Source organism: Parendozoicomonas haliclonae, assembly GCF_900174585.1.
In the GTDB taxonomy this organism is placed as follows: domain Bacteria; phylum Pseudomonadota; class Gammaproteobacteria; order Pseudomonadales; family Endozoicomonadaceae; genus Sansalvadorimonas; species Sansalvadorimonas haliclonae.
In genome coordinates, this window is the sequence record NZ_FWPT01000003.1 from 309,860 (window position 1) to 329,451 (window position 19,592).

Annotated in this window: 20 protein-coding genes; 11 read left to right on the forward strand and 9 right to left on the reverse strand. The window is 53.0% G+C overall.

The window, feature by feature from the left end:
- Positions 1 to 28: 28 nt before the first annotated feature.
- Together dusA and tal are read left to right on the forward strand one after the other, a co-directional pair.
- Positions 29 to 1,033, forward strand: coding sequence for a tRNA dihydrouridine(20/20a) synthase DusA (gene dusA / locus EHSB41UT_RS07840; protein WP_087108496.1), 1,005 nt, complete (start codon positions 29 to 31; stop codon positions 1,031 to 1,033).
- A gap of 19 nt (positions 1,034 to 1,052) precedes the next feature.
- Positions 1,053 to 2,012, forward strand: a complete 960-nt coding sequence (tal, locus tag EHSB41UT_RS07845; RefSeq protein WP_087108498.1) for a transaldolase — start codon at positions 1,053 to 1,055, stop codon at positions 2,010 to 2,012.
- 89 nt (positions 2,013 to 2,101) lie between these two features.
- On the opposite strand, the gene EHSB41UT_RS07850 is transcribed toward tal, so the two are convergent.
- The 3 genes from EHSB41UT_RS07850 to EHSB41UT_RS07860 all read right to left on the reverse strand — a co-directional run bounded on the left by EHSB41UT_RS07850 (position 2,102) and on the right by EHSB41UT_RS07860 (position 4,616).
- On the reverse strand, positions 2,102 to 2,605 hold the full coding sequence (locus tag EHSB41UT_RS07850; protein ID WP_087108500.1) for an STAS domain-containing protein: 504 nt from the start codon (positions 2,603 to 2,605) through the stop codon (positions 2,102 to 2,104).
- Entirely contained in the window at positions 2,602 to 3,786 is a 1,185-nt protein-coding gene (locus tag EHSB41UT_RS07855) for a response regulator (RefSeq protein ID WP_087108503.1), read from the reverse strand. Before EHSB41UT_RS07855 ends, EHSB41UT_RS07850 begins: the two co-directional genes overlap by 4 nt.
- Positions 3,787 to 3,914: 128 nt before the next feature.
- Positions 3,915 to 4,616 (reverse strand): MlaA family lipoprotein, encoded by a 702-nt coding sequence (locus EHSB41UT_RS07860; RefSeq protein WP_207626590.1) that lies wholly within the window; start codon positions 4,614 to 4,616, stop codon positions 3,915 to 3,917.
- Between the two features lie 243 nt (positions 4,617 to 4,859).
- Between EHSB41UT_RS07860 and EHSB41UT_RS07865 the strand changes: the two genes are divergently transcribed.
- Positions 4,860 to 6,296 (forward strand): hypothetical protein, encoded by a 1,437-nt coding sequence (locus tag EHSB41UT_RS07865; RefSeq protein WP_087108505.1) that lies wholly within the window; start codon positions 4,860 to 4,862, stop codon positions 6,294 to 6,296.
- A 4-nt stretch (positions 6,297 to 6,300) separates the two neighbouring features.
- Here the strand turns inward: EHSB41UT_RS07865 and EHSB41UT_RS07870 are convergent, their stop codons facing one another.
- The 5 genes from EHSB41UT_RS07870 to EHSB41UT_RS07890 form a co-directional block, all read right to left on the reverse strand.
- Positions 6,301 to 6,867: a CBS domain-containing protein gene (locus EHSB41UT_RS07870; RefSeq protein WP_165767185.1), complete on the reverse strand. Its 567-nt coding sequence runs from the start codon at positions 6,865 to 6,867 to the stop codon at positions 6,301 to 6,303.
- Positions 6,868 to 7,038: 171 nt separating this feature from the next.
- Complete coding sequence (dcd, locus tag EHSB41UT_RS07875; protein WP_087108509.1) at positions 7,039 to 7,629, reverse strand: dCTP deaminase; 591 nt, start codon at positions 7,627 to 7,629, stop codon at positions 7,039 to 7,041.
- Between the two features lie 69 nt (positions 7,630 to 7,698).
- Positions 7,699 to 8,817, reverse strand: coding sequence for an iron-sulfur cluster carrier protein ApbC (apbC, locus tag EHSB41UT_RS07880; RefSeq protein WP_087108511.1), 1,119 nt, complete (start codon positions 8,815 to 8,817; stop codon positions 7,699 to 7,701).
- Between the two features lie 49 nt (positions 8,818 to 8,866).
- Positions 8,867 to 9,544 carry a replication protein P gene (locus EHSB41UT_RS07885; RefSeq protein ID WP_087108513.1) on the reverse strand — a complete coding sequence of 226 codons (678 nt, stop codon included), beginning with the start codon at positions 9,542 to 9,544 and terminating at the stop codon, positions 8,867 to 8,869.
- Positions 9,537 to 10,463, reverse strand: coding sequence for a DnaT-like ssDNA-binding domain-containing protein (locus EHSB41UT_RS07890; RefSeq protein WP_133060434.1), 927 nt, complete (start codon positions 10,461 to 10,463; stop codon positions 9,537 to 9,539). The genes EHSB41UT_RS07885 and EHSB41UT_RS07890 overlap by 8 nt, the downstream gene beginning before the upstream one ends.
- Before the next feature lie 306 nt (positions 10,464 to 10,769).
- Here EHSB41UT_RS07890 and EHSB41UT_RS07895 point away from each other — a divergent pair, with 306 nt between their 5' ends.
- The 8 genes from EHSB41UT_RS07895 (at position 10,770) to EHSB41UT_RS07930 (ending at position 18,318) form a co-directional block, all read left to right on the forward strand.
- Entirely contained in the window at positions 10,770 to 11,564 is a 795-nt protein-coding gene (locus EHSB41UT_RS07895) for a hypothetical protein (protein ID WP_133060435.1), read from the forward strand.
- Between the two features lie 135 nt (positions 11,565 to 11,699).
- A complete protein-coding gene (locus EHSB41UT_RS07900) occupies positions 11,700 to 12,014 on the forward strand; it encodes a YbjQ family protein (protein ID WP_087108518.1) in 315 nt (104 codons plus the stop codon).
- A 30-nt stretch (positions 12,015 to 12,044) separates the two neighbouring features.
- Positions 12,045 to 12,512 carry a YbjQ family protein gene (locus EHSB41UT_RS07905; RefSeq protein WP_087108520.1) on the forward strand — a complete coding sequence of 156 codons (468 nt, stop codon included), beginning with the start codon at positions 12,045 to 12,047 and terminating at the stop codon, positions 12,510 to 12,512.
- Between the two features lie 3 nt (positions 12,513 to 12,515).
- Entirely contained in the window at positions 12,516 to 13,355 is an 840-nt protein-coding gene (locus EHSB41UT_RS07910) for a M48 family metallopeptidase (protein ID WP_133060436.1), read from the forward strand.
- Between the two features lie 145 nt (positions 13,356 to 13,500).
- Entirely contained in the window at positions 13,501 to 15,576 is a 2,076-nt protein-coding gene (gene metG, locus EHSB41UT_RS07915; protein ID WP_087108524.1) for a methionine--tRNA ligase, read from the forward strand.
- Positions 15,577 to 15,757: 181 nt separating this feature from the next.
- Positions 15,758 to 16,273 carry a GNAT family N-acetyltransferase gene (locus EHSB41UT_RS07920; protein ID WP_087108526.1) on the forward strand — a complete coding sequence of 172 codons (516 nt, stop codon included), beginning with the start codon at positions 15,758 to 15,760 and terminating at the stop codon, positions 16,271 to 16,273.
- A gap of 168 nt (positions 16,274 to 16,441) precedes the next feature.
- A complete protein-coding gene (locus EHSB41UT_RS07925; protein WP_087108528.1) occupies positions 16,442 to 17,035 on the forward strand; it encodes an HD domain-containing protein in 594 nt (197 codons plus the stop codon).
- 89 nt (positions 17,036 to 17,124) lie between these two features.
- Positions 17,125 to 18,318, forward strand: a complete 1,194-nt coding sequence (locus EHSB41UT_RS07930; RefSeq protein ID WP_087108529.1) for a protein kinase domain-containing protein — start codon at positions 17,125 to 17,127, stop codon at positions 18,316 to 18,318.
- Here the strand turns inward: EHSB41UT_RS07930 and EHSB41UT_RS07935 are convergent.
- Positions 18,315 to 19,589 (reverse strand): WD40 repeat domain-containing protein, encoded by a 1,275-nt coding sequence (locus EHSB41UT_RS07935; protein WP_087108531.1) that lies wholly within the window; start codon positions 19,587 to 19,589, stop codon positions 18,315 to 18,317. The genes EHSB41UT_RS07930 and EHSB41UT_RS07935 overlap by 4 nt on opposite strands.
- Between the last annotated feature and the right edge of the window lie 3 nt (positions 19,590 to 19,592).

Consider the following 19,592-nt stretch of genomic DNA (forward strand, 5'->3'; position numbering starts at 1 on the left):
GTTGACTAGCTACCCATACGAACACCCCATGCAGAACTCCGGCCAACTACAGCCCGCCCCTCTGAGTCGTCGCCTTTCCGTGGCCCCGATGATGGACTGGACTGACCGTCACTGCCGCTACTTCCTGCGTCAGATTTCACACAGCACGCTGCTTTACAGTGAGATGGTGACCACCGGTGCCCTTATCCATGGTGACCGGGAGCGTTTCCTGCAGTACAACCCGGAGGAACATCCGCTGGCGCTGCAACTGGGTGGCAGTGATCCTGCTGAGCTGGCCCAGTGCAGCAAAATGGCGGAAGAATGGGGCTACGATGAGGTCAACCTCAATGTCGGCTGCCCGAGTGACCGGGTTCAGAATGGTCGGATTGGTGCCTGTCTGATGAAAGAACCGGCTCTGGTCGCAGACTGCATGAAAGCCATGCAGGATGCCGTCTCTATCCCGGCTACTATCAAGCATCGTATCGGAGTTAACGGCCATGAGAGCTGGCAGGAGCTGGTTGACTTTGTTGGCCAGATTGCCGATATCGGCTGCAAAACCTTTGTCGTCCATGCCCGCATCGCTATTCTGGAAGGTCTGAGCCCCAAGGAAAACCGGGAAATTCCGCCACTGAAATATGATTGGGTCTATAAACTGAAGCAGACCTTCCCGGAACTGGAAATCATCCTGAACGGTGGCGTGATGACGCTGGATGAAACCGAACAGCACCTGCAACACGTGGACGGTGTCATGATTGGTCGGGAGGCCTATAACAATCCATGGATCCTCGCGGATGCTGATCAGCGCATATTTGGCGGTTCGGCCAATTCACAAACGCGCCACGATGTGATTGAAAAGATGATACCCTATGTGCAACAGCATATTGCTGACCACGACAAGCACACTTTGAGCCATGTTTCCCGCCATATGCTGGGGCTGTTTAACGGTATGCCGGGAGCCCGGCGCTTTCGTCGACTTTTGAGCGAAAACGCCTACAAACCCGAGGCCATGGCAGAGCTTCTTCGCGAAGCCAGTGCTTTTTGCGTGGTCGAGTAGGCCGATTCAGGATTGATACATGAGTAACCAGCTCGAACAGCTCAAGAAATACACAACAGTTGTTGCCGACACCGGAGATATCGAGGCGATTCGCCGCTATCAGCCGGAAGATGCGACCACCAACCCAACACTGTTGCTCAAGGCAGCCTCGCTGCCGACCTATAGCCACCTGTTGCAGGAAGCAATCACCTATGGAAAGGTGCACGGCCGTGGCAACACCGACATGCTCCACAACGCCACTGATAAATTTGCCGTCCTGATTGGCCGGGAAATTCTTCAGCTGATCCCGGGTCGTGTATCCACAGAAGTGGATGCCCGCCTGTCGTTCAGCTCCCGTGGCACCTTTGATAAGGCTCTGCGCCTGATTGATCTTTATGAACAATCCGGCATCAGCAAGGACCGGGTTCTGATCAAGATCGCCTCCACCTGGGAAGGCATCAAGGCAGCTGAAAAGCTGGAACGCCAGGGCATTCAGACCAACCTGACCCTGCTGTTCGGCTTTGCCCAGGCTTCTGCCTGTGCCGACGCCGGTGTCTACCTGATCTCCCCGTTTGTTGGCCGTATTCTGGACTGGTACAAGAAGAGCACCGGGCGTGACTATGCACCGCATGAAGATCCAGGTGTTGAATCCGTGACCCAGATCTTTAACTACTACAAGTCCCGTAACTACAACACCGTTGTTATGGGTGCCAGCTTCCGCAATACCGGTGAGATTCTCGAATTGGCCGGCTGTGACCGTCTGACCATCAGCCCGGCCCTGCTGGAAGAACTGGAACAGAGCAATGATCCGGTGATCCAGAAACTGGATGCCAGTAACCCACAGCCGGTTGTTGATGGTCACTCTCTGGCAGAAACAGCATTCCGCTGGGATATGAACCAGGATGCCATGAGTACCGAGAAGCTGGCAGAAGGTATCCGTAACTTCGCCGCAGATCAGGTGGCTCTGGAGCAGACTCTGGCGGCACTGGCGAAAGCCTGATAGCTCTTTAACTTGAAGAGCAATCCATAAAAAATGCCGCGCAATTTGAAATAAATTGTGCGGCATTTTTTTGTAGGTTTGTTTTTGGTTCAGCTGGCCTTACGGCCCTTTTCCAGCTGCTGCACCAGATCTTCAAACTCCAGGCGGTTACGATCGTTCATATCCATCAGGGTTTTATGGGCACAAAGCACCTTGTCCATCACATCCTGATCGGTACTTTCTTCACAGCAGGGAAGGTCATGGAGAACAACCGGATCACGCCCCTCTTCCGCTTCTGTGACAATCACAAAAACCTGATCGAAACCCATGGTAATCAACACCCGGTTAATATCTTCATTGGTGGACAAGATCGTAGGCACAAAACCAAGAAGGCTGCGGGACTGCAGCGACAGGCGAGCCAACAGCCCAAGCGATGTACTGTCGATACACTGGGCGTCACTCAGGTCGATAATCACCGACTCTATGCCATCATGACCCAGTATGGCTTCCAGCTTTTTGTCGAGAGCTGAACATAGCGTCAGCCTGACATCACCGATAAATTTGAGAATAAATGCGCCGTTTGCTTCGGCGTACTGAATTTTTCCTGAACTCATCCAGCGTTTCCGCCCAACACCAGCAAGGCAATATCGTCCGGTGCTTCCCGCAAAGAGTTGACGTTCAACCCGGACATAACCGCATCTGCTGAGTCAGCTTGCTCGTTAATGACTGATAACAGGTACTGTTCTTTTTCTTTCAGAGTTTCCTGAGGCAACACCTCAAGAATGCCATCTGAGAAGATAGTTAATGTAAACGGACCGGACAAGTCAATGGTTATGTCGGTGTAGTCCACATCGGGGAACAGCCCTACCGGCAACCCCCGGTCTTCAAGATACCGGGATTGCCCTCCCATAGACAGTATGGGCTGGGGAAAGTGCCCGCCAACGGAATAGGTCAGCTGATTGGTGCGGGTATCCACGACCCCGCCAAAGACGGTGACATGCTTACCCAATTCGCTGGCCAGTAAATTTTTATTAATGGCTGACAGCACCACGGAAGGCCGGGCCAGCCGATCCATGTCACCCGCCTGAAACTCCTGCAGCAGCGACAGCGACATATGCTTCAGCAGAACCGTAACAAAGGCAGAAGAGGCACCATGCCCGGAAACATCCGCCAGATAGAAACCAAAGCTGTGTTCATTAATGGCGAAGTAATCAACAAAATCACCACTCAGGTAGAGTGATGGCCAGATCTTGTAATCGATGAAATAGTTGCCCATAAGAAAGGGCTGCGGAGGGAGCATCTTCAGCTGAACCTGACGACCAGCCTTCTGGTCTTCCCGGAGAACATCCAGACTTTCCCGCAATGAGGCGATGGCATCTTCCAGGCTTTCACGGTAGATCTGGTTCTGACGCACCAGCTCAGCATTATCCAGCGCCCGGTTGACCGCATGCTCAAGCACTTCCAGATCAACAATCGGCTTAATGATGTAATCACTGGCACCAAGACGCAGGGCTTCAACCACATCGGCCATCACCCCGGCACCGGACACCACAATAAAGGGAGTATCCGGAGACTCTTCACGAACCCGGCGCAGCACGCCCAGTCCATCCAGACGGGGCATACGCAGATCGCAGAGAATCAGATCCGGCGTGTGCTGCTGGAAGACTTCCAGGCCATGCTCACCATTTTCAGCTTCCAGCACCTCAAAGCCACTGTCCTGCAAATAGGCCACAATGCTGTCACGAACTATCGCGTCATCATCAATCACCAGCAACTGACTGTTGGCTTTGCTCATAAATCTGCTGTTCCGTTAACTTTCACAGACCTTACTCCCCCAAAAGGCTGCCTGCAACCGGCAGCAAGTGAAGGCCAGAAACGAAAGAAGGGCAACCAAGTGCCCTTCTGATCTTTCCTGTGAGAATTTTAGAAATCATCCCGCGGCGCTTCGCCGGTAATCAGGAAAGCGCGACGCTGCAGATAGGCATCACGAATAAAGGTGTATTTGTCACCGACAACCAGTCCTTCCTTATCCAGCAAATCAGCCCGGAAGTTCACGGTATCAGTCACCTGCAACCAGGTTTTATCATGACTTGGCGTTACATAAGTCACAGGGTCCGCGGCAGAATCCGGCAGCAGACCAGCCGTTGAACGCACGGTACGAGGGCCAAGCACCGGCAACACCACGTAAGGACCGGACGGCACATGCCAGCGGGCCAGAGTCATGCCAAAGTCGTTGTACTTGTGATCCATGCCCACAGCGGTACCCACATCCACCATGCCCAGCATACCGACAGTGCTGTTCACCAGAAAGCGACCGGTCGAGACACCGGCCTCTTTCAGCTCAAACTGCAGCAGAGAGTTGGCAACATTACGAATCTCACCGAGGTTCTGGAAGAAATTGGTTACCAGCCCCTGAACCGGCTTGGGAGTGACGGTATCGTAGCCTTTGGCCACAGGCTTCAGCACCCAGGTATCCAGCGTATCGTTAAAAGCAAAAGTGGCACGATTCACCTTTTCCCAAGGATCGTCGTAAGACACAACATCTTCACTGGCCTGTACTGAGGCGCCAGCGGCAACCAGCATAAAGCATCCCGCTCCCAGCCAGCCACGTAAATTGTTCAGCATACTTAACCTCTCCACAGACCGTTTTCTCGAACAATAATATCGTCCTGATATCTCCGAATTATACCGACAAAGCCCTCTGCGGACAGTTTTTCATGCCAGACTGCCTCAAATTCCTACAATTGCCCGCACAAAGACACCATTTGACACTTCTTTGACGAAATCAGACATGTGCGTAGAAATTCTTATCCTTGAGAGTTGGTCTATATATGAGGGCGCACTGAAACAAACGTACAGATAAAGCAGATGAGTATATTTAGCGGCTGGCGATTCCTACCTTACCTATTCACCCCATTATTTTTCTTTCCCCTTTGGGCTCAGTCACAACTGACAACCTTCCAGCGTTACAAGGTCACCCAGAGCCAAAGTACAGCAAACAGCACCGCCACCAGCCTCCTGCAGCAATATGTAAGACCGTCCGGCACACAACAGCCTGCAACCGTCGTTCATGGGGGAGTCGATACGGAAAATCTTGCTGCTCAGCTGGCGACACTGGTCATGGAACTTAAAAACAGCAAAGGTAACAGGTTCAACTTACAACCCGTGGGGACTATCCATTCTGATACAACTCCACTATCGCAGGCAGGAGCAAATACCCTGCCGGTTCAGGCAGAGCCTGCTGTATCCCTTACTCCCGAGGAAAGCGTCAACCTAAAACTGGAACGCATTACGCTTTACCATCCAGGCAAAGATCCCAGTCTTAAGCCAGACTGGTTCAGCTCTCCAGATCTAACCGTTCAAATGGTACGCTCATCTGGTGGGTTTTCGGGATCATCCACCTCTGCCCCCGACCATAAGCTGTATGTTGAGCATGGCAAGGATTATGCGACTGCGGATAGAAAATACCGTCAGTACATGCAGGTCAGTGAATCTTTGCCGCACCTGACCACAACAACCAGCGATCAATCACTGACCTTTGATAAGCTCAGACTCAGCCATCTTGCAGGATCAGCAGCCACACTGGCCATGACTGACGATAAAACCAAAACCGCTTACCACAGGCTGACCGAGTTCTCGGGAGACTGGTCCAAGCACCTACATGCCATAGGTCTGATCAATGACTGGCTTACCTCCGATACGCCAGTCTCACAAATATCCCTGCTGTTTTTAAGCGAACCTACCGCAGAGTTGCTTGATACGGTAACAGTTGGTGAAGGCACCGGACACATCACCGCCGACGCTCATGAACTGTTTAAGACCAAACTGACCTTTCTGGGGCTGGAATACATCTATGCCACTCAAAATGCAGAGGCAGGAGCCTCGGCATCACAAGCTCAGGAAGTTTATTGGGATATAGAAAAATCAGTGCAAGAGAAACTGTTCGCAGAGGTGAATAATGTCGAACTCACCCAAAAGCGCAGTCGCGCGCTGACCAAAAATGCCGAGATGATGCGTAAAGCCCGCGTGGAAAGAGGATCCCAGAAGCATCGCTTTGATAGACAACATGATCTTGCCAGTGCAATAAAAGCCAGGCTTCAGACGGATTCAGAGGAAAGCAATGGCCTAGCTGACACGGTCAGTCAGTTTGCACTGACCAAAACACCCACACCATCCCCCAGAACATCTCCGGGGGAGAACAGAAAGCACAGGCCTGCTCCAGTACAGTCTTCGCTGATACCTCCTCCCGCCCATCCGGGAGTTCAGTCTCACTCTTCGTCACTACAGGTGCCCAAGCAAAGATAAACTGTCAGCTCAACGGTTGTTCCATGGAAATGCTCAGCATATCCAGCACCGAGATAATGCCGATCAATCTTTTATCTTCTGTCACCAGAACACGATGAATATGAGCCCGCACCATGGCATCGGCAATCTTGCTTAGAGGCATACTGGCATCCACGCTGAATGCTACCGGCGTCATAATATCTGCAACCATGGCCGTTTGATCAATATCTTCATGGAACATACTCATCTCGTCAGCAGACAGTGGGCTATCCTGCAGACCAATACCCAGCTCACGGCTGTATAAGGCACGCTGGTTGGTATCGAGAATACCGTTAGCGGTGTGATGAACAATATCAGTCGCGCTGACCACGCCACATAGCAGGCCGGACTCATCAACGACAGGCGCGCCGGAAATATCGTGATCAGTCAGAAAAGATGACAGCTGCTCCACACTCCAGTCCAACGGCACGGTATAGACCTTACGGGTCATAACATCTCCGGCGGTCAGATTGTGCCAGACAGGGTTATGGGGGTGATGGGCAAGACCTGATGAGGCAGGAACAAGAGAGGCATCAGGAGTAACTGTTTGCATGATTATAAACTCCTCAGGAAAGCACTCACCGGGAGCCATAAAATTATTTGCGTTGTCCCGGATAACGTAACAACCAGTTACGTATTAACCAGTATGCCCAACGCAAAACAGGCTTTATTGATACGCATCAATAAAGCCTGTTGGAATGTGCTGCCAAACCGATAGCCGGTATCAGGCCGTGGAGTCTTCACCAATTCGGCTGGCTACGGCACTCTTCTGGCCTTTGTATTTGGCGTTATCACGTTTGTTGTAGGGCTTCTCACAAGGGCTGCTCAGGGTTTCAAAGTTAATGGCACCAATCTGCATTCCCGGCCGCAGAGCGAGAGGCAATTTGCCGCCATTGAAGAACTCCAGAACAATCTGCCCACTCCAGCCCGGGTCAATCCGGTGTGCCGTTACGTGCACCATCAACCCCAAACGCGCCAGGGAAGAACGCCCGTCCAGCCAGCCCACCAGATCATCCGGCAGAGTAATGGACTCCTGGGTAACAGCCAGCGCCAGCTCACCGGGGTGAAGGAAAAAAGCATCGCCCTTATCGAGAATAATCTCGGTACTCATAATCGAGTTCAGGGTGCCTTCAATCGCTTCCCGGTTGCCGGAAAGATCCACATAAGGAGCCACATGGTCATTAAAAACCCGGAAGCTGTTACCCAGGGTCAGATCCAGACTGACACCGGAGATATGATCATTGCCGGGCCGTGGGTCTACCACGATTTTGCCGCTATCCAGAGCCGCTTTAATATCGCGATCACTCAGTCGCATAGTATCCCTCGCCCCAGAGTCAGACCGGGGCAGGGAAATCTGAGCAACCCCGGTCAGCCCTGGTGATTGTCAGTCGTCAGATATTGTTATGGTCGGGGCCGGAGCTGAGTCCCGGTTCCGGGCAGCCAGCTGAGCAGCGGTACGACGGGCCATATCCAGATACAACTGGGTTTCTGCAGAGTCTTTCGCAGAATCCCCCTTAAAGGCTGCTACCGTTGGCAGGCCGGCATCGGCATGCTGACGGATAGACATAGAAAGAGGCAGAGCACCCAGCAACGGTGTCTTGTATTCATCCGCCATACGACTGCCGCCGCCTTCACCGAACAGATGCTCGGAGTGGCCACAGTTGCTGCACACGTGCACAGCCATGTTCTCAACCACACCCAGAACCGGCACATTAACCTTATTGAACATTTCGATACCCTTGCGGGCATCCAACAATGCCAGATCCTGCGGCGTAGTCACAATCACACTGCCAGCGACTGGTACTTTCTGAGCCAGAGTCAGCTGAATATCACCGGTACCCGGAGGCATATCCACCACCAGGTAATCCAGTTCACCCCACAGGGTCTGGTTCAGCATCTGCAGCAGAGCACCACTGGCCATAGGGCCACGCCATACGACCGGGGTCTGTTCCGTCACCAGGAACGCCATACTGTTGGCCTGAAGACCCAGCGCTTCAACCGGCTTGAAATACTGCTGACCGCCGACTTCGTCCACACCCGGACGTTCGCCATCTTCCACACCCAGCATCTTGCCAATGCTTGGGCCATAGATATCCGCATCCAGGATACCAACGCGAGCACCCTCGGCCGACAGTGCCAGGGCCAGGTTCACTGCAGTAGTGGACTTACCTACACCGCCCTTACCGGAAGCCACAGCGACAATATTCTTGACCGCTTTCAGGCCCGGCTCATCACTTTGCCGCGGTGCCGGAGCCACCTGAGTTGTAAAGGTCACAGCAACCGGTGCCGGTCCGGTCAGCGTTTTCAGCTTGTCCTGAACCAGACGCACCAGCTGCTCCTGACCACCATCGCAGGCGTACTGGAGAGCCAGTGTCAGCCACAGGCCATCATCGGTAATATTCAGAGACTCAATCTCCGCTACCTTCAGCAGTGAGTCTTCCAGCCAGGGATCCTGGAGTTCACGCAGCGCAGCGACAACACTGTCTCGGGAACAAATAGCCATCGTCGTAATTACATCCTGATCAGACATTGTTCATAAGGCGTTTAAAACACTACAGGTCTGACAGGGTCTTCAGAAATTCAGCCCGACCACCGTCCGGATTGATTCCATGCTCGACCATGTCATGACGTAACTTTTGCTCTGCTGCCATATCGGCCTGACGCTGGGCATCACGGCGGGCATGGTTTTCCAGCCCCTTATGAATGCCATCATCCAGGTTTTCACCCGCCATCAGGCGGTTGCAGAGAATCTCGTAGTTTCGCTCGAAGATCGGGTAAACCACAGTTTGCGGCTCACCTTCCAATAACTGCCAGCCGGTTTCCCGCGCTGCAAGATAGACAGCAATATGGCTCCAGAAACCTTCGCGGGTGCGGTTCGTGGCACCGCAGGCTTCATAATAGGCCTGCAGCGGGTCTTTAAGACCAAGATCTTCGTAACGATGGGTAGAAGAGAGTCGGCGCAGCTCACTCAGGCTGGGCAGGAACTTGCTCTCTTTGATAGCCCGGATGGCGGCTTTCTTGATCTGCTGCGGATGCAGATCAGCCAAACCTTTGGCCCAAAGGCTGCGTGCCCGATCCCGGGTATCCTGGGTAGGAAAGGCATTAATAAACTGCTGTGGAAAGGCATCCCGCATCAGCATAAAGACAAAGTTCACCGCATCCAGCACATCGGCCTTGCTGGCCTGCTGGTTTTGCGGCTGGGCATGCTGACCGTCTCCGGCATCAGTCAAAGTCGAAGTCGTACCGGTCGGCCCAGCTGCGGTCTGTAAGTTCCTGAGTTGTTGGCTGGCTACGTGCTGTCCTTTCTTCACCTTGACCCTGACCTCTCTCCCTCTGCCACTGATAGATAACATGCTTCACGAAGCGATAGTCCCACGCCTTGCGGGCTTCTCCCGTGCTCAGCCAGTACATTTTAAAGTCTTCCAGCTGTTTGTGCGCATATTCCTGGGGAATCCCTTCATGCTGCTGCAGCTTCTGAAAACACCAACCCGCAGGCTGATAGTTTTCGGGCAGCGGGGTGACCCGGGCCTGCGCCGGGACGTTGGCCCGCTCGCGGGTTCGGGCCAGAATATTCTGTTGCATTCGGGCCGGCATACCACGCAGCCCCTGATTCGGTGCCGCTTCAGCAGGCACTTGCGCAGGCATTCTTTGTGGAACAGCCTGGGCGGCGGCCTGACGTTGCTGTTCCTGTTGCGCCTGCTGCTGGCGCAGGTCATTCTGAAGCTGCTGACGAGCCGATTCCATCATTTGACGATGGCTGTTTAATTCATCCTGCTTTTTGCTGAGCTGGTTCTGGTGCTCCTGCAGCTCAGCCCGCTGCTCGGCCAGCTGTTGCTCCAGCTGACGAATAAAAGCTGAGGTTTGCTCTACCGCATGGGTCAGGCCTTCTACAGTTTCCGAGAGCTGGCCTTCCTGCTGTTCCAGACCTGCGACACGCTGTCGGCTGGCCTGAATATCGGGCAGTGGTGCGTAGTCTGCACGCAGATCAGTCGACACCTGTTCAACAGGTGCTGACGGCTGATTCAGGAACGCCGGCTCACCACGATCCTGCACCGGCTCCGCACGAAAACCGTCAGACTCCAGCTCCCACAGAGCTTTGCCCTCACGGTTAATTCGGCGATTCCAGCTGTAAGAATCTCGGTCACCCATAAACATTCCCGGCCTGCACCACGCATCAGAAGAAAAATTAGAAACAGTATTCTTTAGTTTACTGCTTATCGGACACAGTAAGCCACCCGTATTTGCCTCGAGACTCCCGCCAAATCTTCCACTGTCGTTTACCGGCAGGCATTGCGGGTTGAACGCGCCTATCACGGCAACTAACCAGCCTGTTATCAGGCAACGGTTTTGTCACGAACCTTTGCCGAATGTAACGCTCTGAAGAATGATCCCGCCACGGTAGACCAAGATATGTTCAAACAACCAGGGACAGACGATAAAGACGGAGAGAACACCATGACCAGATTAAAGAATATTGCCCTTGGACTGACAACGGTCCTGGCGTTAACGACCCAGACGACACAGGCAAGCTTTAACATAGAAGACGCCGATACCCATCCTCAGGCACTGGAGCTGAACAGTGAATTGCATCGCCTGGATCCTGTCCGGCTGATCAATCTTGGCATGAAGATCTCCACTTCTGAGGGGAGGACCGCACAACTGGAAATTAACAAGGTGCGTGCCGGCCTGCCAGGATACTTTCAATGCGCAAAGGAAAAAGGTGATGCTGGCCTGCTGGATTATCTTTTCCACCAGCAATTTGTTGACTGCAGTATTTATCTGAATCCCGATCATCATCTAGATGCTGCACGCTATATGCTGAGCTCTGCACTTAGAAACAAAATGAGCGTGACCGATGCCCAAATGCTGAAGATATCCCCTAGTAGATACAGCCAAAAATATCAGTCTGCGCTCGCCTTCCTGAAGCCTGGATACAAAACCCAGCTGGCTCTTGACGAGGGCCCGGTACAACTGGAAACCACACTAACAAATCTTCTGGAGTTCGGTGCCTCCACACCCTACTTCTTTGTGGAGCTGATTTTTAACGACCAAAACATCCGAAAAGAAACCTCTATTTTTCACTATTTGATCCGCTATCAGAATGGTTCTCTCGAGGTTTACAGCCCGAATCTGCCTGGTGTTTACAAGATGACGCCTGCCACCTTCCATCAGCAGTTTATTAAGGAACTGCACGACAAATGGCTGGGCACTCCGGTTCACAGCCTGGCCATTAGTCCTGTTAACTCGTAACTATCTCCCGCCATCGGGCTGGTACCAGCCAGCCCGATCAGCAAACCCTAATCATTTACAGCACCTACCTACTGCAAATATGCTTGCTTCTGGCCGATAAAAATCCTGCAAACAAAATATACAGGGAACACATAAGTGCTGATCAGCAATATCGAAATCGTCCCCGGCAAAAAAATCGTCAAACATCTGGGCATGGTGCAGGGCAATACCGTCCGAGCCAAGCATGCCGGTAAGGATATTCTTGCGGGACTGAAAAACATCGTTGGCGGTGAGCTCAAGGCCTATACCGAGCTGCTGACCGAAGCCCGGGAAGAAGCCACCCAGCGTATGGTGCAACAGGCTGAAGCTATTGGCGCCAATGCAATCATCAACGTTCGCTTTTCGACTTCATCGGTGGCCGCCGGCGCAGCAGAGCTGTTTGTTTACGGCACCGCTGTCGTTCTTGAATAACCCGCCTCGCACTGATGACCGGAGCCGGTTATGTATGATCTGATTATTTTTCTGGTGTTGCTGACCATCGGCTTCACCTTTGGCCGTATTGCCGAGAAACGACACTTTCAGTCCATTATCGAACGGGAAGAAGAGCTGCGGGACATTCTGACCTTCAGCGAACGTCTGCCACCACCGGGTTTCTCATCCGCCCGGACTGAACTGGTCAGTGGTAATGTGGTGATATCCATCGACTACTTCAAACGGATTGCCGCCGGCCTGCGCGGGATTCTCGGCGGACGGGTGACCGCCTACGAAACCTTGCTGGAGCGGGCGCGCCGGGAAGCCATTCTGCGTATGAAAGAAGAAGCTCGGGTCTTTGAAGCGACCCATATCGTCAATGTGAAGCTGGAAACCGCTTCTATTACCAAAGGTCAGCACAACCAGACGGGCTGTGTGGAAGTCTATGCCTACGGCACCGCCCTCACGCCCATAAAGCAAGAGCCAGAGAAGAGCTGACCCGTGAGTTATAGCAATCCGAAAATCCCTGAAGGCATTAATGTGACCGACGAACATCCCCTTAAGGATTTCGCCGCCATGCTGCTGGGAATCGGACTGGCTCTGGCTGCCATTATTTTTGTCCTGACCCTGCTGGCCGGTTATCTGGTGCGCTATGTGCCGTTCAGCTTTGAGCAGCAACTGGCCGAGCGCTTTTCAGAGCAGCTGCCGGCCAGTGAGAACTCACCGGAACACCAACAGCGCCAGGAATACCTTCAGAAACTGGGCGATAAGCTTGCCCGGGCGCAACAGCTTCCGGAAGAGATGACGATCACTGTCCACTATCTGGAAGACGACACGGTTAATGCCTTTGCCACGCTGGGCGGACATATCTTTATTTTCAAAGGGCTGCTTGATCGCATGCCCAGTGAAAATGCTCTGGCTATGGTGATGGCCCATGAGATTGCCCATATTAAGCATCGGGACCCCATGGTCAGCCTTGGCCGCGGACTGACAGTCTCTCTGGCTGCACTCAGCCTGCTGGGTGCCGGTGATGGCTCTCTGGCCCAGAGTTTGGTCGGCCAAATCAGTCTGCTAACCACCCTGAGCTTCAGCCGGGGTATGGAAGAAGATGCCGATCAGGAAGCCCTGCAGACTCTGGCCCGCCATTATGGCCACACCCACCATGCCGACACTCTGTTCCGCATCCTGCAGGACGAAAACCAGAGTCAGGATGTGCCTGCCTTTTTCAGCACACATCCCCTGAACGAAGAACGTATCAAAGCCATACAGCAATATCAGTCTGAGCAATCCCCAAAGTCCTTAGAGACTGTGCCTTTACCCGCGTGGGCAAAACCAGAGTAAACGACTCATTTTTCGGGACTCTTTACAGGCAAATCCTGGTCAGCCCGATTTCCAGTTTCCTTTGATCCCTTTATAATGGAGGATTGAATTTTTATCGGCCCGATCAAATATCGGTCCGCATCCCGACCGGAGACGTTGTTCCCACATGTCTAACCACACATCTGCGTCAGCACGCAAAATCCTGGTTACCAGCGCCCTGCCTTACGCCAATGGCCCTCTGCATATGGGTCACATGGTGGAATATATCCAGACTGATATCTGGAGCCGGTTCCAGAAGATGCGCGGCCACATGTGCACCTACGTCTGCGCAGACGATGCCCACGGCACCGCGATCAGCCTACACGCTGAAAAGCAGGGTATTACTCCGGAAGAGTCCGTTGCCCGTATCCATCAGGATCGTCTGGCCGACTTTGGCGATTTCCATGTGCAGTTTGACAACTACTTCTCCACCCACAGTGAAGAGAACCGTGAGCTCTGCTCCGAGATCTACCTGAAGTTGAAAGAACGTGGCCATATTGCCAGCCGCTCTATCGTTCAGGCTTATGATCCTGAGAAGAAGATGTTTCTGGCCGACCGTTACATCAAGGGTGAGTGCCCGAAGTGTGGCGCCAAGGATCAGTACGGTGACAACTGTGAAGTCTGCTCCGCCACCTACAGCCCAACCGACCTGAAGAACCCGTACTCCACCATCTCCGGTGCGACGCCGATCGAGAAAGAGTCCGAGCACTTCTTCTTTAAGCTGACTGATTTCCAGGAGTTTCTGCAGGGCTGGACCCGCAGCGGCACCATCAAGGATGAGATCGCCAACAAGCTGGCCGAGTGGCTGGATACCGGCCTGCAGGATTGGGATATCTCCCGTGATGCGCCTTACTTTGGTTTTGAGATTCCGGGTGAGCCAGGCAAGTTCTTCTACGTGTGGCTGGACGCGCCTATCGGCTACATGGCCTCTTTCAAGAACCTGTGTGATCGTACTGAAGGTCTGAACTTCGACGAATACTGGAAGAAAGACTCCACCGCTGAAGTGCACCACTTTATCGGTAAGGACATCGTCAACTTCCACTGCCTGTTCTGGCCAGCCATGCTGCACGGTACCGACTACCGCACCCCGACCAAGGTGAGCGTACACGGTTACCTGACCATCAATGGCGAGAAGATGTCCAAATCCCGTGGCACCTTCATCACCGCCCGGACCTATCTGGATCATCTGGATCCGGAATACCTGCGTTATTACTACGCCGCCAAACTGTCCAGCCGGGTTGATGATCTGGACCTGAACACCACTGACTTTATCCAGCGCGTAAACAGCGATCTGGTGGGCAAAGTCGTCAACATCGCCAGCCGTAACGCCGGCTTTATTGCCAAGCGTTTCGACGGCAAGCTGTCTGAAACTGACTGCGCGCCTGAACTGACCAAAGCCTTTATGGATGCGTCTGAAACCATCGCCAACGCTTACGAAGAGCGTGAGTTCGGCAAGGCCATGCGTGAAATCATGGCACTGGCTGACAAAGCCAATGCCTGGATCGACGACGTGAAGCCATGGGTTGTTGCCAAGGAAGAAGGCAAGGACAAGGAGCTGCACGATATCTGCTCCACCGGTATTAACCTGTTCCGCCTGCTGACCATCTACCTGAAGCCGGTTCTGCCAGCCATGGCCGAGAAAGCCGCCGCCTTCCTGAACGTGGGCGAGCTGGAGTGGGAACACAGCCAGCACCTGCTGTTCAACCATGGCGTTAACAAGTTCAAGCCACTGATGACCCGCGTTGAGCAAGCCAAGGTGGATGCCATGATGGAAGATTCTCAAAAGCTGGCTGCAGCCATGAAAGCTGCCTCGCCTGCCAAGGAAGGAGACAAGCCTGTGTCTGAAGATAACGCACTCGCAGAACCGATTGCCGACACCATCGAGTTTGGCGACTTTGCCAAGGTCGATCTGCGTATCGCCAAGATCGTAAATGCTGAATTCGTGGAAGGTGCCGACAAGCTGCTGCGCCTGACTCTGGATATCGGCGAAGGCAAGACCCGCAATGTGTTCTCCGGCATCCGTGCGGCTTACGCGCCGGAAGCGCTGGTGGGTAAGCACACGGTGATGGTCGCCAACCTGGCGGCTCGCAAGATGAAGTTCGGCATCAGCGAAGGCATGGTTCTGGCAGCCGGCCCTGGCGGTTCCGATCTGTGGATTCTTGAGCCACACGACGGTGCCAAGCCTGGTATGCGCGTAATGTAATCAGCCATCGTTGCTGATCAACAGAAACCCGAGCGGAGCGATCCTCTCGGGTTTTTCTTTTTAGTCACCCCTCTTCTATAAAGAGTGATTGACCTGTCTACAACTTCATACTTTATAGTGCGCGCCTATAAGCTTTGATGACTCTAACTGTAGAGCTGTGACTATCTTGAAAAACTCCGTTATGAAGATCAGACTGGAATCCCCTGCCGATATCAGCGCTATTGAAACGCTGACCTATCAGGCCTTTGAAAACCACCCACACCATGAGCCCGGTGCCAAGCCTACCGAACACCTGATCGTTAATCGCCTCAGGGAGAGCGGTAACCTGACACTGTCGCTGATTGCGGAGGATGAAACCGGTGTCGTCGGACATATTGCTTTTTCACCGGTAGCTATCGCTGGAAAATCATCCAAATGGTTGGGGCTTGGTCCGGTGTCGGTTATACCGAATCGCCAGAAAGAAGGCATTGGCAGCCAACTGATCAACGAAGGGCTGGCACAGCTGAAAGAAGCCGGAGTCGAAGGCATTGTCCTGTTAGGCGAACCGGACTATTACCAGCGTTTTGGGTTTGCTCAGGATGAACGCCTGACACTGGCTGGCGTTCCCCCAGAATATTTCTTAATCAAGCCACTGGCCGTTGAACCGGACGCAATCCCATCCGGTGAAGTGACCTACGACCCGGCCTTTTTTGAGTAAGACCAGCTGAGCTGATAAACGACAGCGAAGAGATCAATATCATGCTGCCGGTCATATACGAGCGCTGATCGGCCGATGGTATAATTTCCCGGCAATTGTCCAACGAAAACCCGACAGGTGTGCACCTCTCGGGTTTGTTTATTTCCCCTGTCTTTTGAGATTGGCACCATGGATAAGTTAGCCCAGCAGTTGTCATTTATTCTGGAACTGGATCGCCTGAAAGCGGTTCAACGCCAGACTCGGGTCAAGCCCGATAACGGCCGGCAGGAAAACAGTGCCGAGCACAGCTGGCATATTGCCCTTGTTGCCCAGGTTCTGCAGGAATATGCCGAAGAGCCGATCAATATCAACCGCATTATTGGCATGCTGTTGATTCACGATATTGTCGAGATTGATGCCGGGGATATGTTTGCCTATGCCGAGCAAGGCAGCCATAAAGAGCAGGAACAAAAGGAGCTGGCCGCCATTGACCGGATCTTTGGTCTGTTACCGGAGATGCAATACCATTTTTACAAAAACCTGTGGCTGGAGTTTGAGCAGGCAGAATCTGCCGATGCCCGCTTTGCCAAAGCCATGGACCGCATCCTGCCGGTTATGCAGAACATGGCCGACAATGGCGGCACCTGGGCTCGCCACGGAGTCACCCGTTCGCAGGCGCTTAAGCGAAACGAATACCTCAAAGTCAGCGCGCCAAAACTGTGGAATTATGTGGTCAGTCAGATCGACCTTTGCGTCGCTAATGGCTGGCTGAAGGACGAGTAAACCCACCCGCAGTCAGCATGACTGTCAGACTGGTTATGGTTTTCCTGACGAAGGGCTCCAGAATGATTTGATTCACTGGAGCCTTCGTTATGATCCAATTTACTTGTTCCTGGTATACCCTTCCGCCGCCGACCATCAAAGAAGCAGACGGCAAGGTATCCATCCAGGCCGACCGATGGTTGACCTATACGCCGCACCCGGACAACTGGGAAGAACAGCGTGTACAGGTAAGAACCACAGTTCATTGCCAGGCTCTCTCCCGGCAGTCCGCAGACAAGATGCAAGGAATTCTGGCTCACTGCTTTGAAGCGCTTTGGGATCACAACGCCATGCCTCCCCTGGCGGCTGGCACCTTTGGCATGGTCAAGCAGGTGCCTTGCGAAGGCCTGGTATTCAAAGTCAATCACGACCCTCTTGATTACGACAATGCGATCAATGAGGGCAAGACCCAGTTTGCACTCAACCATAAAGCCCTAATGCCTTGCCTGGGTTATGTACTGGCACCCGACGTCCAACGCTGCCTGCTGTTCTATCCCATGGCACACTGCACACTGGCCCAGCGAATAAACAGTATCCCTGAAGTTCCTTTTGTCTGGCTGCACCGGCTGGAAACCTTTGTCGGGATTACCGAAGGGGTTCAGTATCTGCACAACAACAATCTGGTGCACAACGATTTGCACTATCCCAATGTCATGCTGACCGAGCGTGGGCACCCGCTGATTTCCGATTTCGGAGCCATGGCACTACAGGGCACACCTAACGACAATGTCACACCATCTAGTGAAAAGTTCATAGCACAGTTTAATGGCTTACCCGTTAAGCGAGAGCTGACCAGCAATCACCTGCATCTGCCACCGGAGTTTTACACCGGCCCAACGCTGGAATACACGGCTGATATATTTATGCTCGGCGTGCTGTTAACGGGACTGCTGGAAGGCACGCTGTGTGAGCTCGCCTGGACTAACCATCCAGACTGCAAGTTCAATAACTGCCCCGCCGAATGCCGACACTTCCTGTGGCCAGCCCCCCAAAGGCGACAAAAGCTCCGCTGCTATCCGGGCCATAGAAAGATTCGCGTAGATTCGGACTTGCATGTGCAGTATCCGGAAAATGCCTTAAAAGCCAGAGAGCTGGCCAGCCACTGCCTGAAAGTCTCTCCGCAGGAAAGACCGAGTTCAGCCATGGCTGTCGGTCAGGTTGTCGAGGAGATTCTGATCAGTGAACAGCCCAGCCACCAGCTGTTTTATCGGGATAAACTCCGCCCGGCTCCAGTCTGGGTTTAAGGGGCTCCGGGATAGTTCAGATAGGTATTCAGATACCGGCTTTTGGCATACCAGACAAAGTTCTCATTCAACACCGAGAAGTAGATATAACTGGCTTTGCTGCCAGCGACTTTTTCAAACGTTCCGGAGCGTAGATCAACCTTAATAAGATCGCTTTTATGGCTATTGCCACTTCCCACCGTTCCGGAAGCAAAGGCAAACATCCCGCCGGGCGCGACTTTCATCTCGCTCAAATAACCAAAACCACTGTTGACCGTTAATATTGTTTTGCCAGAGCTAACATCAATGACAAACAGCGTGCCTTCCGAGGTGGCAGCAACAATCTGTTCACTATTGAAAGACAGGTGCTTAACACTATCGCCCTGAGCCCCAAGGTTGATCGTCTTTTTATAAAGTGCAGCGACCTGATGTGCATTGGGGCGCGAAAAACTAAGCAGATGTATATCACCATCCCAGGTACCTATGGCAATAAGCGGCTGGTCTGGACTTTGCTCAATACGAACAACAGCAGCATCGGCATTCCAGACCGGATACACCTTGCCAGTCGTCACATCATAAACATGCACATCTTCGCGTCGGCTCAGCCAGAGCAGATCGCCCTCCGGACTGAAACTTTCCACCATATAATCATCCAGCCGCGCCAACTCTTTACCATTGGTGGCATCACTGATCACCACAACCCGGGGCTTGCCACGGTGACCATAAGAACCTGAAGCTACGAGTGTGCGCTCACGGTTAACGACTACCCGATCAACCGCATTCTGGTGAGCCTTATTTTCTACCAGAACATGGCCACGACCAGGATCCATAAAATGCACACGGCCATAATCATCCCCAAATATCAGCAGACCATTCGCGGAATGCACCAGATTATTGGGACTTATTTTCTTTTCCTTTCTTGTTTTGCCAAATACCGGCCGGAATGATGCCAATCCTTCAGGAGCAACAGACAGCCACCAGGCCTGTATTCGTTTGGCTTTTAAAATGCCCTTCTGTTTTCTGTCCTGTGCTGAATAACATTCCGCCATCGGGTCTGCGGAACTGCTATCCAGTTCACCAGCAGCCAGTTGTGCCTGACAAAGGTTATCTCGCACCTCCAGCCACTGCTGGTATTCCTGCTCAAGCACTTTGCGCTGCTCGTTGGAGACAAAAGACAGCAACAGCTGCTGCTCCTCAAGAAGAGCCTGCGATACTGGAACTACAGGTTTGGAATCTCTGGAACAACCGCTAACCAGTCCAAGTACGATAAAACCGATCAGGAAGGCTCTCATGGC

What these genes read in the sequence shown, in the direction of transcription:
- EHSB41UT_RS07935 (WP_087108531.1), bottom strand. Translation starts at nt 19,589, where the DNA reads ATGAGAGCCTTCCTGATCGGTTTTATCGTACTTGGACTGGTTAGCGGT.
- EHSB41UT_RS07925 (WP_087108528.1), top strand. Translation starts at nt 16,442, where the DNA reads ATGGATAAGTTAGCCCAGCAGTTGTCATTTATTCTGGAACTGGATCGC.
- dusA (WP_087108496.1), top strand. Translation starts at nt 29, where the DNA reads ATGCAGAACTCCGGCCAACTACAGCCCGCCCCTCTGAGTCGTCGCCTT.
- EHSB41UT_RS07920 (WP_087108526.1), top strand. Translation starts at nt 15,758, where the DNA reads ATGAAGATCAGACTGGAATCCCCTGCCGATATCAGCGCTATTGAAACG.
- EHSB41UT_RS07930 (WP_087108529.1), top strand. Translation starts at nt 17,125, where the DNA reads ATGATCCAATTTACTTGTTCCTGGTATACCCTTCCGCCGCCGACCATC.
- EHSB41UT_RS07850 (WP_087108500.1), bottom strand. Translation starts at nt 2,605, where the DNA reads ATGAGTTCAGGAAAAATTCAGTACGCCGAAGCAAACGGCGCATTTATT.
- EHSB41UT_RS07905 (WP_087108520.1), top strand. Translation starts at nt 12,045, where the DNA reads ATGTATGATCTGATTATTTTTCTGGTGTTGCTGACCATCGGCTTCACC.
- apbC (WP_087108511.1), bottom strand. Translation starts at nt 8,817, where the DNA reads ATGGCTATTTGTTCCCGAGACAGTGTTGTCGCTGCGCTGCGTGAACTC.
- EHSB41UT_RS07890 (WP_133060434.1), bottom strand. Translation starts at nt 10,463, where the DNA reads ATGGGTGACCGAGATTCTTACAGCTGGAATCGCCGAATTAACCGTGAG.
- EHSB41UT_RS07870 (WP_165767185.1), bottom strand. Translation starts at nt 6,867, where the DNA reads ATGCAAACAGTTACTCCTGATGCCTCTCTTGTTCCTGCCTCATCAGGT.
- dcd (WP_087108509.1), bottom strand. Translation starts at nt 7,629, where the DNA reads ATGCGACTGAGTGATCGCGATATTAAAGCGGCTCTGGATAGCGGCAAA.
- EHSB41UT_RS07855 (WP_087108503.1), bottom strand. Translation starts at nt 3,786, where the DNA reads ATGAGCAAAGCCAACAGTCAGTTGCTGGTGATTGATGATGACGCGATA.
- EHSB41UT_RS07860 (WP_207626590.1), bottom strand. Translation starts at nt 4,616, where the DNA reads ATGCTGAACAATTTACGTGGCTGGCTGGGAGCGGGATGCTTTATGCTG.
- tal (WP_087108498.1), top strand. Translation starts at nt 1,053, where the DNA reads ATGAGTAACCAGCTCGAACAGCTCAAGAAATACACAACAGTTGTTGCC.
- metG (WP_087108524.1), top strand. Translation starts at nt 13,501, where the DNA reads ATGTCTAACCACACATCTGCGTCAGCACGCAAAATCCTGGTTACCAGC.
- EHSB41UT_RS07895 (WP_133060435.1), top strand. Translation starts at nt 10,770, where the DNA reads ATGACCAGATTAAAGAATATTGCCCTTGGACTGACAACGGTCCTGGCG.
- EHSB41UT_RS07865 (WP_087108505.1), top strand. Translation starts at nt 4,860, where the DNA reads ATGAGTATATTTAGCGGCTGGCGATTCCTACCTTACCTATTCACCCCA.